This is a genomic window from Pelistega suis, assembly GCF_013133795.1.
Taxonomy (GTDB): domain Bacteria; phylum Pseudomonadota; class Gammaproteobacteria; order Burkholderiales; family Burkholderiaceae_B; genus Taylorella; species Taylorella suis.
In genome coordinates, this window is sequence record NZ_JABGBN010000006.1 from 86,641 (window position 1) to 102,478 (window position 15,838).

At 42.0% G+C, this 15,838-nt stretch carries 18 protein-coding genes; 5 read left to right on the plus strand and 13 right to left on the minus strand.

All coding sequences use genetic code 11. The features are described 5' to 3' along the window. Positions 1-2: 2 nt before the first annotated feature. Positions 3-701, minus strand: a complete 699-nt coding sequence (locus HKX39_RS07945; RefSeq protein ID WP_171680787.1) for a CoA transferase subunit A — start codon at positions 699-701, stop codon at positions 3-5. A gap of 301 nt (positions 702-1,002) precedes the next feature. On the opposite strand from HKX39_RS07945, the gene HKX39_RS07950 reads away from it, so the two are divergent. Continuing rightward, the gene (locus tag HKX39_RS07950) at positions 1,003-2,649 is read left to right on the plus strand and encodes an electron transfer flavoprotein-ubiquinone oxidoreductase (RefSeq protein ID WP_171680788.1); all 1,647 of its coding nucleotides are present in this window, start codon (positions 1,003-1,005) and stop codon (positions 2,647-2,649) included. Positions 2,650-3,305: 656 nt separating this feature from the next. On the opposite strand, the gene HKX39_RS07955 is transcribed toward HKX39_RS07950, so the two are convergent. Then, positions 3,306-3,686, minus strand: a complete 381-nt coding sequence (locus HKX39_RS07955) for a DUF423 domain-containing protein (protein WP_171680789.1) — start codon at positions 3,684-3,686, stop codon at positions 3,306-3,308. A gap of 55 nt (positions 3,687-3,741) precedes the next feature. Between HKX39_RS07955 and HKX39_RS07960 the strand changes: the two genes are divergently transcribed. Both HKX39_RS07960 and HKX39_RS07965 read left to right on the plus strand, forming a co-directional pair. Then, positions 3,742-5,532, plus strand: coding sequence for an aminopeptidase P family protein (locus HKX39_RS07960; protein ID WP_171680790.1), 1,791 nt, complete (start codon positions 3,742-3,744; stop codon positions 5,530-5,532). 66 nt (positions 5,533-5,598) lie between these two features. After that, on the plus strand, positions 5,599-5,934 hold the full coding sequence (locus HKX39_RS07965; RefSeq protein WP_171680791.1) for a zinc ribbon domain-containing protein YjdM: 336 nt from the start codon (positions 5,599-5,601) through the stop codon (positions 5,932-5,934). A gap of 35 nt (positions 5,935-5,969) precedes the next feature. On the opposite strand, the gene ruvB is transcribed toward HKX39_RS07965, so the two are convergent. From ruvB to radC, 9 genes are all read right to left on the minus strand, one after another. Next, complete coding sequence (ruvB, locus tag HKX39_RS07970) at positions 5,970-7,025, minus strand: Holliday junction branch migration DNA helicase RuvB (protein WP_171680792.1); 1,056 nt, start codon at positions 7,023-7,025, stop codon at positions 5,970-5,972. 77 nt (positions 7,026-7,102) lie between these two features. Then, positions 7,103-7,339 carry a DUF2061 domain-containing protein gene (locus HKX39_RS07975; protein ID WP_171680793.1) on the minus strand — a complete coding sequence of 79 codons (237 nt, stop codon included), beginning with the start codon at positions 7,337-7,339 and terminating at the stop codon, positions 7,103-7,105. A gap of 299 nt (positions 7,340-7,638) precedes the next feature. Then, positions 7,639-7,806: a 50S ribosomal protein L33 gene (gene rpmG, locus HKX39_RS07980; RefSeq protein ID WP_023951410.1), complete on the minus strand. Its 168-nt coding sequence runs from the start codon at positions 7,804-7,806 to the stop codon at positions 7,639-7,641. A gap of 41 nt (positions 7,807-7,847) precedes the next feature. Further along, the gene (gene rpmB, locus HKX39_RS07985) at positions 7,848-8,084 is read right to left on the minus strand and encodes a 50S ribosomal protein L28 (protein ID WP_171680794.1); all 237 of its coding nucleotides are present in this window, start codon (positions 8,082-8,084) and stop codon (positions 7,848-7,850) included. Between the two features lie 178 nt (positions 8,085-8,262). After that, a complete protein-coding gene (locus HKX39_RS07990; protein WP_171680795.1) occupies positions 8,263-9,654 on the minus strand; it encodes an MATE family efflux transporter in 1,392 nt (463 codons plus the stop codon). Positions 9,655-9,665: 11 nt separating this feature from the next. Then, the gene (locus HKX39_RS07995) at positions 9,666-11,414 is read right to left on the minus strand and encodes an ArnT family glycosyltransferase (RefSeq protein WP_171680796.1); all 1,749 of its coding nucleotides are present in this window, start codon (positions 11,412-11,414) and stop codon (positions 9,666-9,668) included. A 302-nt stretch (positions 11,415-11,716) separates the two neighbouring features. Next, positions 11,717-11,977, minus strand: a complete 261-nt coding sequence (locus HKX39_RS08000) for a type B 50S ribosomal protein L31 (protein ID WP_171680797.1) — start codon at positions 11,975-11,977, stop codon at positions 11,717-11,719. Positions 11,978-12,137: 160 nt separating this feature from the next. Beyond that, positions 12,138-12,461: a hypothetical protein gene (locus HKX39_RS08005; protein ID WP_171680798.1), complete on the minus strand. Its 324-nt coding sequence runs from the start codon at positions 12,459-12,461 to the stop codon at positions 12,138-12,140. Positions 12,462-12,647: 186 nt separating this feature from the next. After that, positions 12,648-13,325, minus strand: coding sequence for a RadC family protein (radC, locus tag HKX39_RS08010; RefSeq protein WP_171680799.1), 678 nt, complete (start codon positions 13,323-13,325; stop codon positions 12,648-12,650). 52 nt (positions 13,326-13,377) lie between these two features. On the opposite strand from radC, the gene HKX39_RS08015 reads away from it, so the two are divergent. Both HKX39_RS08015 and ispH read left to right on the plus strand, forming a co-directional pair. Next, entirely contained in the window at positions 13,378-13,854 is a 477-nt protein-coding gene (locus HKX39_RS08015) for an FKBP-type peptidyl-prolyl cis-trans isomerase (RefSeq protein WP_171680800.1), read from the plus strand. Continuing rightward, complete coding sequence (gene ispH, locus HKX39_RS08020) at positions 13,854-14,798, plus strand: 4-hydroxy-3-methylbut-2-enyl diphosphate reductase (protein ID WP_171680801.1); 945 nt, start codon at positions 13,854-13,856, stop codon at positions 14,796-14,798. The genes HKX39_RS08015 and ispH overlap by 1 nt, the downstream gene beginning before the upstream one ends. 78 nt (positions 14,799-14,876) lie before the next feature. On the opposite strand, the gene HKX39_RS10765 is transcribed toward ispH, so the two are convergent. Next, entirely contained in the window at positions 14,877-15,008 is a 132-nt protein-coding gene (locus HKX39_RS10765; protein ID WP_281356460.1) for a hypothetical protein, read from the minus strand. A gap of 218 nt (positions 15,009-15,226) precedes the next feature. Continuing rightward, on the minus strand, positions 15,227-15,829 hold the full coding sequence (locus HKX39_RS08025; RefSeq protein WP_171680802.1) for a Maf family protein: 603 nt from the start codon (positions 15,827-15,829) through the stop codon (positions 15,227-15,229). Positions 15,830-15,838 lie beyond the last annotated feature (9 nt).

Sequence of the window (15,838 nt, forward strand, 5' to 3'; positions counted from 1 at the left end):
CCTTATGCTGCTCGAGTTGTGCGTTGTTCGATACGTTTTTCGGGATTTGCATTTAACACGATACGGTGTACAAAAATACCCGGTAGGTGGATAGAATCTGGATCTAACTCACCAAGTTCAACGATTTTTTCAACTTCGACAACAGTAATTTTGCCTGCCATAGCCACGTTAGGATTGAAGTTGCGTGCTGTTTTACGGAACACAAGGTTACCACTTTTATCGGCCATATAGGCTTTGACTAATGATACATCCGGTACGATGGCTCGTTCCATGACATAAGTTTGCCCATCAAATTCTTTAGTCTCTTTGCCTTCGGCAACCACAGTACCTACGCCTGTGCGAGTAAAGAATGCAGGAATACCTGCACCACCAGCACGTAGACGCTCTGCTAATGTACCTTGAGGTGTAAATTCTAATTCAAGCTCACCAGAGAGGTATTGGCGTTCGAATTCTTTATTTTCGCCAACATAAGATGCAATCATTTTTTTAATCTGACGTGTTTCGAGTAATTGGCCTAGACCAAAACCGTCAACACCTGCATTATTACTTACACAAGTTAGGTTTTTTACGCCTGAATCACGTAAAGCAGCGATGAGTGCTTCGGGAATGCCACAAAGGCCAAAACCGCCTACCCCGATAGTTTGACCGTCAGCTACGATGTCTTTTAAAGCCTCGCTTGCACTTGCATAGACCTTATTCATTGGAGTTGTCTCCTTGAGTTAAACAAAATTAAAACGCTAATATCTTATCAAAACTTATGAAAAAAGCACAGATGTAAATTCTAACCTAGTATTACTCCCAATTTTTAGATGTACATTATATTGGTAAAAACACGGAGATAGGTGCTTATTGGTGGTTTTTTCTATTGTGAAGTCCTACAATCATAATGTAATATTAGTTAACGTTTCATTACATCTCTATGTGGTTAAAAAGTCAGCTGTTAAAAGAGGCGACATTTTTTATTATCGTAGTAGAAGTTTAAAATAAAGGAGATTGTTTCAAATGGCTGAACGTGAGTCAATGGAATATGATGTAGTCATTGTTGGTGCGGGTCCTGCGGGGCTTTCGACTGCAATTAAATTAAAGCAACTTGCGCAAACATCAAACAAAGAAATTTCCGTTTGTGTTTTAGAAAAAGGTAGTGAGGTAGGTGCGCATATCTTATCGGGTGCTGTCATGGATCCTCAGGCCTTGACTGAGTTAATTCCTGACTGGAAAGAGAAGGGAGCTCCTTTAAATACAGCGGTGACTGAGGATGAGTTCTTATTCTTATCGGAAACTGGCGCAAAAAAGACCCCGCATTGGTTATTGCCTGACTGTTTTAAAAACGATGGTAATTACATCGTGCGCTTAGGTGAAGTGACTCGTTGGCTAGGAGAACAAGCAGAGAGTCTTGGAGTAGAAATTTTCCCGGGATTTGCTGCAGCAGAGGTTCTTTATGATGAAAATGGTGCAGTAAAAGGCGTCGCTACCGGTGATATGGGCGTGAGTCGCGATGGCTCACATTCGCCACATTATCAGCAGGGTATGGAGCTGCATGCAAAGTACACGATTTTCTCTGAGGGTGCGCGTGGTCAGTTAGGGCGTCAATTGATTAACCGCTTTAAATTAGATGAAGGTCGTGATCCGCAAAGCTATGGTATCGGTATCAAAGAAATGTGGGAAATCGACCCAGCCAAATCTAAGCCCGGGTTAGTGATTCATACGGCTGGGTGGCCTTTAGATAGCGATACTTATGGTGGGACATTCCTTTATCACTTAGATAATAATATTGTCGTAGTGGGTATGGTGGTAGGTTTAGATTATGCTAATCCGTGGTTATCGCCATTCGAAGAGTTCCAACGCTATAAAACGCATCCTAATATTAAGCCCTATTTTGAGGGTGGTAAGCGTATTGCTTACGGTGCTCGTGCCATTACGGCAGGTGGGTTATTGTCATTACCTAAATTGGTATTCCCTGGTGGTGCATTAGTGGGTTGTGAGGCTGGTTTTTTAAATGCATCACGTATTAAAGGTAGCCATGCAGCGATTAAAACAGGGATGTTGGCGGCTCAAGCGGCGTTTGATGCCTTAAATGCTGACCGTTCTCGTGATGAGTTGACGGCTTACCCAGAGGCTTTCGAAAAATCTTGGTTATTTGAAGAGTTGAATAAAGCACGCAATTTCAAACAATGGTTCAAGAAAGGTCGTACGGTTGCAACCATTATGACGGGTATTGAACAAAAATTACTCGGCGGTAAAATGCCTTGGACGATTCATCGTACCAAAGCAGACCATGAGTGCTTACGCCCCGCCTCAGAAATGCCTAAGATTAATTATCCAAAACCTGATGGGGTGATTAGTTTTGATCGCTTAAGTTCAGTATTTATTTCTAATACTAACCATGAAGAAGATCAACCCATCCATCTGACACTTAAGGATCCAACGGTTCCGGTGCGTGTTAATTTAGTCAAATATGCAGGACCAGAGCAACGCTATTGCCCAGCAGGTGTTTATGAGTTTATCAAAGATGATAATGGTGAAGATAAGCTCCAAATTAATGCACAGAACTGTGTTCACTGTAAAACTTGCGATATTAAAGATCCAACGCAGAACATTGTTTGGGTCACTCCGCAAGGTGGTGAGGGGCCAGTCTATAGTGGCATGTAGGTGGATGATGTCTCTGCATAGCCGTGAAGGTTTATTCAAGCACTCAAGGTTTGCGGAGACGTTTCGATGCGCAAAGCGAGTTAGGCGAGCGGTAGCGAGGCTCTGTTCGAGCGACTGCGCGAAAACGTGTAGCGAACCTTTTGTGGCAATAGGTACTGCCTGATATAAACAGCTCTCACTAGGTATCGTCCTCACTGCAGAACTTGTGTATTCATATCCACCCACACTGCAGACAGTTCACTCTTGCGATGGATCGTCCTCACTACAGAACATTGTGTATTCGCTCGAACAGCAAAGTGCGTCGCTAACGCTCGCCGTTTGCAAACTCGCTCGGTACATCAAGTTCTCTTCGTGAGGACTGCCATCAACTAGCACTGCTATGTTTACTCAAGCACTCAAAGGTTTGCGGAGACGTTTCGATGCACAAAGCGAGTTAGGCGAGCGATAGCGAGGCTCTGTCCGAGCGACTGCGCGAAACGTGTAGCAAACCTTGTTGCTATTAGCATTGGCTGTCCGAGCGAATACACAAGTTCTGTAATAGGTGATGGTGATGGAGTAACACTAACAACTGCACGGAACGTGTAGCGAACCTTTTGTAGCAATAGGTACTGCTTGATATAAACAGTTCACTCTATGTCGTCCTCACTGCACAAAACTTACAACTGTTTCCGTTTCCCCCATGCCCCTATCCCTAATGATAGCCACGCCAATAAAAAGCATGTCCCACCAATAGGCGTAATTATCCCTAGCTTACCTATGCCAACAAGAACAAGTGCATAAAGACTACCAGAAAACAATAGAATCCCTAGCATAAACAGTACAATACTGCGCTTTGCCCATTTTGTACAAATAAAAGAAGAAAGTGCAGCGACGGCGAGAATGGCTAATGTGTGACTTAGCTGATAAAAGACAGCGGTATTCCATACGGAGAGTTGTTCAGGTTGAACAATAGTTTTTAATGCATGAGCACCAAATGCACCAAAAGCAACGCTTAAGAAACCAGAAATAGCAGCAAAAATAATAGAAAAGCGCAGCATAAGTCCCTCTGTTTAGTTACAATAAAGTATCTTTTATTTTACTCAAAAAATACTTATGGCTACTGTAATTCAACAACGCGTATCTCAACTTCGTCAGGCTATGCAGCAGCATCAAATTGACGCTTGGATTGTTCCTTCTGCAGACCCTCATCTATCAGAATATTTACCTGCGTATTGGCAGCAACGAGTGTGGTTAAGTGGTTTTACGGGTTCAGTAGGCACGGTGATGGTAACAGCGGATTTTGCTGGTTTATGGGTAGATAGTCGATATTGGGAGCAGGCCACCGTTCAATTAAAAGACACAGGTATTGTGTTGATGAAATCGGGTGAAGAGGGGGTGCCTTCTTTAAACGAGTGGTTAGTCGCACATTTGCCAAGTAAAGCAACGGTTGGCTTTAACAGTCAAATGATGGCCTTACGTCAGGCACGACAATTGGAGAGTGATTTAGCTACCTTGCAAGTGCGTTTTGTTAGTGAGCAAGATATTTTAGCGCCTTTATGGAATGATCGCCCTAATTTACCTAAGCAAGCTATTTATGAGCACACAGCACCATTTATTAGTCAAACACGTGCTGAGAAATTAGCCATGGTACGTGAACAGATGAAAAAAGCCCAAGCGGATTGGCATTTCATTTCTTCTTTAGATGATATTGCGTGGTTATTTAATTTGCGCGGTTCTGATGTTGAATATAATCCTGTCTTTTTAGCGCATGCATTAGTCTCAGAAAACCGAGCAGTATTATTTGTCCATACAGGAAAAATTGATGCTGATTTGGCAGAGGCTTTAGCAAAAGATGGTGTAGAAATTGCAGATTATGATAGTGCCTTGAGCGTATTGAATGATCTGCCTGAATCAAGTTCAATGTTGATTGATCCTGATCGCATGACCTTAGCATTAAGCCGTTCAGCGTGCAAGAATGTGATTCAGCAAGTTAATCCTTCTCGCTTATTTAAATCACAAAAAACAGCGGCTGATTTGCAACATGTCCGTATGGCAATGGAGCAAGACGGGGCGGCATTGTGTGAGTTCTTTGCTTGGTTTGAAGCGGCATTAGAGAAGGGTGAGCGTATTAGTGAGCTAACGATTGATGAGCAAATTTGTGCTGCACGCGCTCGCCAGCCATTTTATGTTTGCCCAAGTTTTGCGACGATTGCTGGGTTTAATGGTAATGGGGCGATGCCGCATTATCGTGCTTTACCAGAGTCTTTCTCATATATTGAGGGAGATGGTTTACTTTTGATTGATTCTGGCGGTCAATACTTAAACGGCACTACCGATATTACGCGTGTGGTGCCAGTAGGTCAGGTGAGTGCAGAGCAAAAGCGTGACTATACTGCGGTATTAAAGGGGATGATTCAATTATCACAAGCGGTATTCCCCCGTGATTATCCTTCTTCCTTATTAGATACTTTAGCGCGTACACCTATGTGGCAGTTGGGCTTGGATTATGGTCATGGCACTGGACATGGTGTTGGGTATTTCTTGAATGTTCATGAGGGGCCTCAAGTAATTGCACATCGTGCTTATGTATTCCCACATACTTTTATGAAAGAAGGAATGATTACGTCTAATGAGCCCGGGGTTTATCGTGCAGGGCAATGGGGCGTGCGTATTGAGAATTTAGTGGCTAATATCCCCGCACATAAGACAGAGTTCGTCGATGCATTGAAATTTGAAACGCTAACCTTATGCCCAATTGATACGCGTTGTATTGATAAGGACTTAATGACAACAGAAGAAATTGCATGGTTAAATCAATATCATGCCGAAGTATTACGTCGTCTAAAATCTCGTGTTTCGGGGGCTGCTTTGGCGTGGTTAGAATTACGCACACAAGCGATTTAGTCGAGTCTTTCAGCGATTAAGTATCATCATATCGTAACAATAACGAAGTTTTCTTTGGAGTAAAAAATGTCTTATCCTGCTTGTCCTCAATGTCAATCAACGCTGACTTACCATGACGGTGTTCAGTTGGTTTGTCCTGAATGTGCTCATGAATGGCAAGAAGGGGACGGTGCGACTGTGGAAGATACGTTAGTCGTGAAAGATGCCAATGGCACACTTTTGCAAGACGGTGATACTGTTGTCCTCATTAAAGACCTGAAAGTCAAGGGAAGTTCTTTGGTGATTAAACAGGGAACCAAGGTAAAAGGTATTCGCTTACAAGAGGGCGATCATAATATTGCCTGTAAAATCGATGGCAGTGGTATGGACTTAAAGTCTGAGTTTGTAAAGAAAGCTTCTTAGATGTTTGAGAAGGTGCCTGTTTACACAGGCACTTTTTAGAAGAGCTCTGGCGTTGTATCTTTACGAGGTGGTGTCAGTCCAAAATGTGTCCATGCATGAATGGTAGCAATGCGTCCTCGAGGGGTGCGTTGTATAAAACCATGTTGAATTAAATAAGGTTCAATCACTTCTTCGATTGTATCGCTTTCTTCACCAATCGCTGCAGCAAGATTATCAAGACCCACAGGACCACCGTCAAACTTATGGAGAATCGTTTCTAGTAGTTTGCGATCCATTAAATCTAACCCGAGAGGATCTACCTCTAGCATACTGAGTGCAGCCGCAGCGCAGGTGTCTGAAATAACCCCATTGTTTTTAACCTCAGCATAATCACGAACGCGGCGTAGTAGGCGATTAGCGATACGAGGTGTACCACGAGAGCGACGAGCAATTTCTATCGCGCCTTCGGATGTAATCGTACAGTTTAATAAATTAGCGCTACGCGTGACGATTTTGGCTAAATGGTCTGTCGTGTAGAACTCTAAGCGAGCACTAATGCCAAAACGATCTCGTAGCGGATTGGTGAGCATACCCGCACGGGTTGTCGCACCTACTAGCGTAAAAGGTTGTAAATCAATCTTAATGCTGCGTGCGGCAGGTCCTTCACCAATCATGATATCGATTTGAAAATCCTCAAGGGCAGGATAGAGGATTTCTTCGACAACAGGGGAAAGGCGATGAATTTCATCGATGAAAAGTACATCGTTGGGTTGGAGATTGGTCAGTAAGGCAGCTAAATCACCGGGTTTTTCGAGGACTGGTCCCGATGTCTGACGCATTTGAGAGCCCATTTCGTTAGCAATAATATGGGCTAAAGTTGTTTTACCTAAACCAGGAGGGCCGAATAATAAAACATGATCAAGCGGTTCTTGCCGTTTTTTAGCGGCTTCGATAAAAATATGCAATTGTTCGCAGACTTTATCCTGCCCCGTATAATCGGCGAGTAGTCTAGGGCGTAGTGCGCGCTCTAAAGACTCCTCGCGTTCATTTGGCTCTGGATTAATGATTCCTCGAGGGGCTTGGGATGATAGCTTATCAGGAACAATAGGCATAATAATCTTACGTCAAAATAACTGGATTATTATACAGTATTTAAGATAACTTGACTATGTTGAGTCCTTAGAGCAATTTAAGAAAAAGCCATACTTAAGCGTTGTTGACGGTATTGCCGAGTCTTCATTTTTTGCTTTAAACGTAAACGACGCCAAAAACGGGTATGAAAGGGTAAAAGGACGACATTACAAATTGGCTCAATAATGGCGACAGCACCACCAATTTCCCATGACCCTGTTAGGATATAGGTTAAGATGAAGGCGACGGACATATGTAAGAGTGTTTGGCTAATTTTTTCGAGGAGAATAAACATAGCACGATCCTAATAAGAAAATACATTAAATAAATGATAATAATTCTCATTTAAAAAATCAAGCTATTTATTTTTATAGAAACCATAAATAAAAGCTATTGAAAATTTGATGTATTAGTTTTTAGGAATTAATGTGTACTTGCTAAATGCATTCAGAGAGAGTGTATAGTATGGAAGCATCTTATAGTGTAGAAAAAACTATTGTTTGGATGATGATTTATCTCATCAGAAAAGACAAAACCCACCAATCATTTGGTGGGTTTTGGAATAATAGGGTGAACCTATATCAAAAGAAACCATTATTTTAATTTAGTTTCTTTGTATTCTACGTGTTTACGAGCCACTGGGTCGTATTTTTTAATCAACATTTTTTCTGGCATATTGCGTTTGTTTTTGGTCGTTGTGTAGAAGTGACCAGTACCAGCTGTTGATTCTAGTTTGATTTTTTCACGAATACCTTTTGCCATTTTAAGCTCCTAGGGAATAAGTAAATTTAAGCACCCAAGGCTTAAACTGATTGACCGTTAGCGCGCATTTCAGCGATAACTGCGTCAATGCCTTTTTTATCGATAGTACGTAAAGCATTTGTAGAAATGCGTAAACGAACCCAACGGTTTTCGCTTTCAACCCAGAAACGACGAGTTTGTAGGTTAGGTAAGAAGCGACGCTTTGTTTTGTTGTGCGCGTGAGAAACATTGTTGCCGGACATTGGGCGCTTGCCGGTTACTTGGCATACTTTTGCCATATTAACACCTCGTTAGTTTATAGATCTGATTTTTGGCCCAGATCTGCCTTAGTAAAAAATAATAGATTAACCATTTATAGGTTAATCAGCTATTCTATATCAAAAGTTTAAAAATAACAATAAAATCAATAAGTTTTTTATGGAGTGATGCGATGAGTGTTGTGTGCTGCCGACGAGATTATTTTTCATTGAGTAGGCGATGAATCACTATTTTGTACCAGCTAGCAAGGATAAGACCACAAAGCATAAGTGCTGTACAACACATAATCCATAGACTGGAAACGCCTATGGCTGCCCCCGGTGTGACGATAGTGCTTAGCCAGGCGAGTTGCCCTTGTCCAGGACCATAACCAAAGTAATAACCACCGCCTAAGCCTAATCCAGAGAGTAAAACCGTTTGGGTGACAAAAGGAATGGTTGCGATTTTATGGGCGCGTAATATATAAGTGATAATGCATTGGAAATAGTCAAGAATGTGGAAAAAGGGCATTAGGACTAATAAACTTGCCGCCATTGCTGCCACCGCCGCATCACTTGTATAGAGAAATAAAATGAATGGCTTCCCAAAAAAGACCACGGCACTACTGATGAATGCCCCCATAAATCCTATAAGAAGCCCCTGTTTGCTAATCAGATAAGAGAGTGGAAAATCTCGTCGCCCAATCGCTTGGGCGGATAGTGCGGCCGTAGCGACGCCGATGGCTTGGGGCATCATATAGAGTAGGGCAGCTAGGTTTGCCATAATTTGATGTCCACCAGAGACATGCATGCCTTCTCGTGCGGCGAGGAGCGCCATAAAGGTAAATGCACTAACCTCGACGAGATAAGAGCCTCCCATCGGCAAGCCTAGTTTGAGAATTTCGATAAAGTGCTTAATATTGGGTAAGCCTAGACGTAATTTAAACTGTTGGTAATAGTCATCCGAAAAGACAATCCATAGCCCAAAAATAAAGGTAAACCAACTGACCAACATGGTAGAAATAGCTGCACCAGTGCTTCCTAGTGCTGGTAGTCCAAAATGACCGAAAATCAGTACCCAGTTTAAAAATGCCTTAATAAAAATACTTGCCACATTGATATACATCACGTGTTTAGGGCGAGAGGTAGACGTGCATAAGGAATAAACCGCCCTAAACATTAGGGAGGCAGGGACAGCAAAGAAAGAGATAAGTAAGTAGTTTTTTACTTCAGCACGAACCTCGGGACTCACTTCACCAGAAAAACTTAACCAAATATCAGGAAATAATAGCAACAGTCCAAAGCTTAGTGAGAGAAAAAGAGCAATCCAAATACCTTGGCCCCACAAAACACCGATTTCTTCTGTTTTATTGGCGCCAAATAATTGAGAACAAATCGGGATAAGAGCGTGGATGACGCCTGTTAAGCTAATATTGACGGTAATAAAAATTGATGCAGCTAGGCTCATTGCTTGTAATGATTGGGCATTAAAATTACCCAACATCATTGTATCTAGCACGGCAAAAGACATGCCAGCCCATTGTGCAATGAGAATGGGCCATGCCTGATGAATGAGTGATTTTTGTACTTGCTGAGTCGTATTAGCGGACATAATATCTTTACTTAGTTCTCATCTAAGTCAATGAGTAGGAATACTTCACCGTGTCGTTCTGCAGGACGTTGCCCTTGCCAAATCACCTTGCCGTCATCTTTGTGGGCAAAAGACTCCTGGGCGACACTATCTTCAGTCGTTTGTATGAGAACGTAGCGACAATGTTTTTGCTCAGATAAACGTAAATTAGCGAAAACATAAAAAGCAGCGGCTTGCCCCTTACCCACATTAATACCTGTGACGCACTCATAGGTCGGTGCATGTCTTTTGAGTGATTCGGCTAATGATTCGCCAGTGCTTCGGTATGAACGGTTGTAGTCAATGGCAGATAGCCAAAGCACAGAAAGCAATAGCCATGAAATAATCGTACCAGCAGCCGATAAAACAATCCCTCGCCACATCGCTTGAGGGTTGGCTTTGAGACGCCATGCGATGACTTTATACCAAAGGACACACACAATAAGACCCGCCACGACAGCAATCCAGTTAATGCTATTATCAAAGCCATGAATAAGTCGCATGATATTGCGCTGAATTTGTGTGGGGATACCGAGATAGAGTGCCGACCAGCCCACCCAAATAGTTAATAAACCTAGGGTTACAATCATAATGGAATACCAGTCCAGTAGATTGATAATGTGGCGTTTTAAAGTAGGAATTGCCATGGCGGCTAAGATAGCAGAAGCAATCGTTAATGGACCATATTCAGGCTCAAAGGCATCCCTCGCACTAAAAATGACAAGTAAATGAGCAATAACAAAAATAGCAGGAATAAAGATATGAGGTGCATCAAACCATTTGCGCCAGTTCCATAGGGCTAGTAAGGCAAAAGGCCAGCTTGGCCACAAAAACCAAGCAAGATCACGTAGACTCTTGGGTATCTCAGACCAGTGTTGTAGCGAAAAAGCAATTTGTTGCTCTTTCCACCAATGGAGAACCCAAGAGGGGTCATGGTTATAAGCTGTAGATAGCCAAACTGCACTTAATAAGACACCTAATACTAGACTCAAAAATAGGAAAACTTTGAGGCGGATTGAATAAATGGGAGCAATAAATAAGGCGATGGTAACGATAAGCAATGGCGCTACACCGATCAAACCTTGGGTCATCAAGGCGGCAACTAACATCAGCCCAATCACTAGACTCCCTTGAGTAGGGTGGTCTAAGAGACGAACAAAACCATAAAAAGCAATGGCGTGAATACACATTAATAGTGGGAAAAAGCTGGTTTCATGAATGCGAATCACAATACCAACAGATGAAAGCATAAAAAAGAAGGCGACATCTGCTAGCATACGACCATAGTCACGAGGATGTGGCTCCCCCCCAAAGGGCAAGGGTAACGGTTGTGCCTCATCTCGGCGTGCGAGCAAATAGGTGCCATACCATACTCCCCACATCATCCCAAAAAAATAAAGGAAATTTGGTAGACGTGCAGCAATAATATGGGCATTTAAAGGGGTGGTAAAAAGCTCAAAAAGTGGACTAAAAATAGCAAGAAAAGCCCCACCAATAATGCTGGTTAATGGACCATAATCAGTATATGGCATAATCCCAATATAAGAGGTCAGCCAATTGTCATGATTAATGGCGGATGCCATTGAGGCAATACCTGCTACATCATCAGTCTTCCATGGGTCACGACCAAATAGACCAGCGATGATGTAGATCAACATAAACCAAAATAGATATTGGCGAGGCAGTTTACGTGCTGCTGGACTAGCCAAGCGAGCAGGTGTTTTTCTTTGTGTAAAGACCACGATATTACTTTTACTTAAAATGAGTGCTTATCGGCGTAGGCCGAACTGGTTTTATGTATTTATTATGTCAGCTTTTATTATACCGTAAGCTGGGTATTTCGGCTGTTTTCATTTAAAAGCTTGATAGATTCTTAGGTTTGCGTTGAGTGCTTAAATATCAAAAATATATTGGATATTTTATTGAGAGTGTATTCTTGCTGTTCTGCTTAAAGTATCCGTACCAGTTTAATACAGGTCATAAAAAAAGCAGCTGTGAAAGCTGCTTTTTCATAAAGACTGTTTTCGGTGATGAAAAACAGAAATTATTTTTTAAGTGCGCCTGCTGTACGCGCGAAACGAGCACGGAATTTCTCAACGCGACCAGTTTCAACAACACGAGTTTGAGCGCCAGTATAGAATGGGTGAGATTCTGCTGTTACGTCACACTTAAAAAGTGGGTATGTTTTACCGTTTAACTCGATAGTTTCGCGAGTATGAACAGTAGAGCGAATGATAACGTTGTTACCTGTTTGTTGGTCTAGGAAAACAACTTCGCGGTATTCTGGGTGAATGCCTTCTTTCATTTTAATTCCTTAAAGATATAGTGGGTCGCCGACAAAGGCATTATGCCAATGCCACGTATCCAAGAGTGAATTCAGCATTATAAATGAAAAAATAGCAAAAAAACTAATATTTTCAGATAACTAATGCAAAAATTATCAAAAAGTTGTGAGGCGGCAACAATTAATTTGAACTAATAGAAGCACCAGGTAAATCAATCACAACGACAGGAGAATCTAGTGCGAGTACGGCCTTTTTAGCAAGCTCTTGAGCTTCTTTTGGGTGGTCTTCAAACCAATAATGACCTAAACCATCGACAACACTCAGAATACGATCAAGCAAAAGTACTTTACCGCTTTGGCGGATAGGCTCGCATTCTAATTCAACCCATTTATCAGCGAACCATGCACGAGCAGCCTCTTGTGCTTCATCGCTATTGTTATGAATAAAAAACTCGTAGTCTTTGCGGTCAGATGAATTAAAAATAATGCTAACGTGACTTTGCATAGAAATTTGCCTATAAGAAAAAATTAAACCTTAGATTTACCACAAAACCATAAAAAAGATTGTCACCTAAATAACAATTGATAGAAAAAATTAAAAATATTTAATCGAATAGTACGCTCGCTGTTGTTTAAGAGGGGTAGTTTAAACTGTTGTTTAAGAGGAGGATTTAAAGATAAGTTGGTTTCCTTAAAGATGACCCGCTTCAGCTAAGGAAAGTGCTTTCCCTTTAGCGATAATAAGATGATCCAGTAACTTAATATCTAAAAGGGCAAGTGCTTCTCCTAAGTGTTCAGTTAATTGGAGATCTGCTACGCTTGGTTCTATAGATCCAGAGGGATGATTATGGGCGAGAATGACATAGGCTGCATGAAATCGTAGAGCAGTACGGACTAATTCTCGAGGATAGATTTGAGCCTGATCAATCGTGCCTTTGGCAATAGGTTCAGTATGAATGAGTTGAAAAGCCTTATTTAAAAAAAGAGCATAGCAATGTTCGATTTCTAGATGGCCGAGTTGGTGAATACAATATTGTTTTACAATACTTGATTGATTAAGAATATTGCTTGCACGAAGAGGTTCTTCTAGTGAGCGAACGGATAGCTCTTTGAGAGCCTGTAATTGCGAAATTTTGGCTTGCCCTAAACCTTTAATATCAAAAAGTTCTTCACTGGAAGCATTGAGTAGGGCACGAATGCCCCCAAATTGTAGCAAGAGGGAATGGCAAAAGTTGATAACATTATCGCCTTTTGGTCCCGTACCTAGAATAATAGCGAGTAATTCTGGCGTGCTGAGTACTTTGGGACCGTGTTTTAGTAAACGTTCTCTTGGACGTTCTTGCGGATATTCTATGCGAGAAGTGTTCATAATCGTTACAATAGCCTTTTTAAGAAATTAATTTTATTTAGCGTGCCTGAAAATGAGCGAAAATAATAGCCCCATGGACAAAAGTGTCCAACCTAATTCATATCTAACTCTCAATTACCGAATCACCTTAAATTCAGGAGATGGTAAGGGTTCTGTATTTATTGATACATACGATGGTAAGCCGGCGACATTACAAATGGGTATGGGTCAATGGCCTGAATCCCTTGAGAAACCTTTATTAGGACATTCAGAGGGTGAGACCTTTAGTTATGAGTTATCGGCAGCACAGGCATTTGGTGAGCGTAATCCAGAGTTAATTCAAGCGGTCACTAAAAAGATGCTTGCTGAAAATGCTGGCGAAGATGCGACGTTTGAAGTCAATGATATGGTGGAGTTTACTGCACCTAATGGCGCTAAATTCTCTGGATTGTTTAAGGGTTTTCAGGATGATACCGCCTTATTTGATTTTAATCATCCTTTGGCGGGTGTGGATTTAAAAGTAGATGTGACTATCATTGGAGTTCTCTAATGAGCCAAGCCGAAATTTTATTAGCCGAACCACGAGGTTTTTGTGCAGGTGTGGACCGTGCGATTGATATTGTAGAGCGTGCATTAGAATTGCATGGTGCGCCGATTTATGTACGTCATGAGATTGTGCATAATCGTTTTGTGGTGCAGTCTTTACGCGATAAAGGTGCCGTATTCGTGGCAGAATTAGATGAGGTTCCTAAGGGGGGGATTGTGGTATTCTCTGCGCATGGCGTCGCCTTATCTGTACGAGAAGAAGCTGAAAAGCGAGGATTAAAAGTCTTTGATGCAACATGTCCATTGGTGACTAAAGTGCATGTCGAAGTAAAGAAAATGCATGAAGCCGGTCATGAGATTATTATGATTGGACATAAAGGACATCCTGAGGTGCAAGGGACGTTAGGACAAGCCAAAGGTCGTATGTATCTTGTTGAGACACCAGAAGATGTAGAAAGTCTTGTTGTTGAAAACCCTGAAAACCTCGCTTACGTCACTCAAACTACCTTATCTGTAGATGATGCAGCGATGGTGACTAAAGCCTTACATACACGATTCCCTAATATTGTTGCGCCTAAGAAGAGCGATATTTGTTATGCCACGCAAAATCGCCAAGACGCTGTAAAAATGGTCGCCCCACAATGTGATGTTTTCTTTGTGGTGGGGAGTGTAAATAGTTCAAATTCAAATCGTTTACGTGAAGTTGCGGATCGTTTGGGTTGTCCATCGTATTTAATTGATGATCCAGAGATGATTAATCCATTATGGCTAGAGGGTAAACAATCGATTGGCATCACGGCAGGTGCTTCTGCTCCTGAGGTATTGGTACAAAATGTTATCAATCGTCTAAAAGAGTTAGGTGCAGTGTCTGTACGTAAAGTGGCAGGAATTGAGGAAGATGTGTCGTTCCCATTGCCAAGAGAATTGTCGAGAAAAATAGCGAGTTAATAGGGTATCCTTTGTTTAAGTGCAAGGTTCGCTGCACGTTCCGTGTAGTTGTTAGTGTTACTCCATCACCATTACCTATTACAGAACTTGTGTATTCGCTCGGACAGCCAATGCTAATAGCCAAGGTTTGCTACACATTCCGCGCAGTCGCTCGAACAGAGCCTCACTACGTTCGCCTAACTCGCTTTGTGCATCGAAACGTCTCCGCAAACCCTTGTTGCTTAAGTAAACATTGTACTGCTAATGAGCATTAGACCACACGGAGAGACATTCACTCGCCGCGACATTGGAAACGGCGAAGCACTTTCCGGAGCAAGAGTGAACTGTCTGCAGTGTGGTCTATATCAATCACAAGTTCTGCAGGGAGGACGATATAGAACGAAATGTCTGCAGTATGGTCTGATACTTATGAGCACTATCGCAAGTACTCACGTCAATTGCTTACTCAATAACGACCACGTCTCAAAAATAGGTAGCCCCATGACACCGCTGTAACTGCCTTCAATTTTCTCAATAAATACCGCAGCCAATCCCTGGATACCATAAGCCCCTGCTTTACCATAGGCTTCGCCACTCTCTATATAGCGAGCAATTTCTTTGAGTGAGAGAGTTCGCATAGTGACACGTGTAATAGATACCTGTTGAGCAATCTCTCCTCGATGTAAGAGAACGACTGCTGTATGAACTTCATGTGTTTTACCTGAAAGTTTTGCAAGAATACGAGTTGCATCCATAGCATCTTGTGGCTTACCAAGTACTTCATTCTCTAAAATCACACACGTATCTGCAGAGAGAATGGGACGGATAAGCATCTCTTGTTGAATAAGATATTGCTCTGCTCGTTGTGCCTTTTCAAGTGCTGTACGTTGCACATAATCTGCGGCAGACTCACCTGCAAATTGAGGCTCATCTTCCCCAGGAGGTGCAGGGACATTGAGAATCTCATGCTCAACCCTGATTTGTTTTAAAAGCTCATGACGACGAGGGCTAGCAGAGGCTAGATAAATGGTAGGAAGAGGAGATAGACTCATAGATTAACC

Coding starts and splice junctions, on each gene's coding strand:
- HKX39_RS07950 (WP_171680788.1), top strand. CDS start 1,003: ATGGCTGAACGTGAGTCAATGGAATATGATGTAGTCATTGTTGGTGCG.
- HKX39_RS08005 (WP_171680798.1), bottom strand. CDS start 12,461: ATGCAAAGTCACGTTAGCATTATTTTTAATTCATCTGACCGCAAAGAC.
- rpmG (WP_023951410.1), bottom strand. CDS start 7,806: ATGGCAAAAGGTATTCGTGAAAAAATCAAACTAGAATCAACAGCTGGT.
- ispH (WP_171680801.1), top strand. CDS start 13,854: ATGAGCCAAGCCGAAATTTTATTAGCCGAACCACGAGGTTTTTGTGCA.
- HKX39_RS08015 (WP_171680800.1), top strand. CDS start 13,378: ATGAGCGAAAATAATAGCCCCATGGACAAAAGTGTCCAACCTAATTCA.
- HKX39_RS08025 (WP_171680802.1), bottom strand. CDS start 15,829: ATGAGTCTATCTCCTCTTCCTACCATTTATCTAGCCTCTGCTAGCCCT.
- HKX39_RS07975 (WP_171680793.1), bottom strand. CDS start 7,339: ATGTTTATTCTCCTCGAAAAAATTAGCCAAACACTCTTACATATGTCC.
- HKX39_RS07955 (WP_171680789.1), bottom strand. CDS start 3,686: ATGCTGCGCTTTTCTATTATTTTTGCTGCTATTTCTGGTTTCTTAAGC.
- ruvB (WP_171680792.1), bottom strand. CDS start 7,025: ATGCCTATTGTTCCTGATAAGCTATCATCCCAAGCCCCTCGAGGAATC.
- radC (WP_171680799.1), bottom strand. CDS start 13,325: ATGAACACTTCTCGCATAGAATATCCGCAAGAACGTCCAAGAGAACGT.
- rpmB (WP_171680794.1), bottom strand. CDS start 8,084: ATGGCAAAAGTATGCCAAGTAACCGGCAAGCGCCCAATGTCCGGCAAC.
- HKX39_RS07945 (WP_171680787.1), bottom strand. CDS start 701: ATGAATAAGGTCTATGCAAGTGCAAGCGAGGCTTTAAAAGACATCGTA.
- HKX39_RS07990 (WP_171680795.1), bottom strand. CDS start 9,654: ATGTCCGCTAATACGACTCAGCAAGTACAAAAATCACTCATTCATCAG.
- HKX39_RS07965 (WP_171680791.1), top strand. CDS start 5,599: ATGTCTTATCCTGCTTGTCCTCAATGTCAATCAACGCTGACTTACCAT.
- HKX39_RS07960 (WP_171680790.1), top strand. CDS start 3,742: ATGGCTACTGTAATTCAACAACGCGTATCTCAACTTCGTCAGGCTATG.
- HKX39_RS08000 (WP_171680797.1), bottom strand. CDS start 11,977: ATGAAAGAAGGCATTCACCCAGAATACCGCGAAGTTGTTTTCCTAGAC.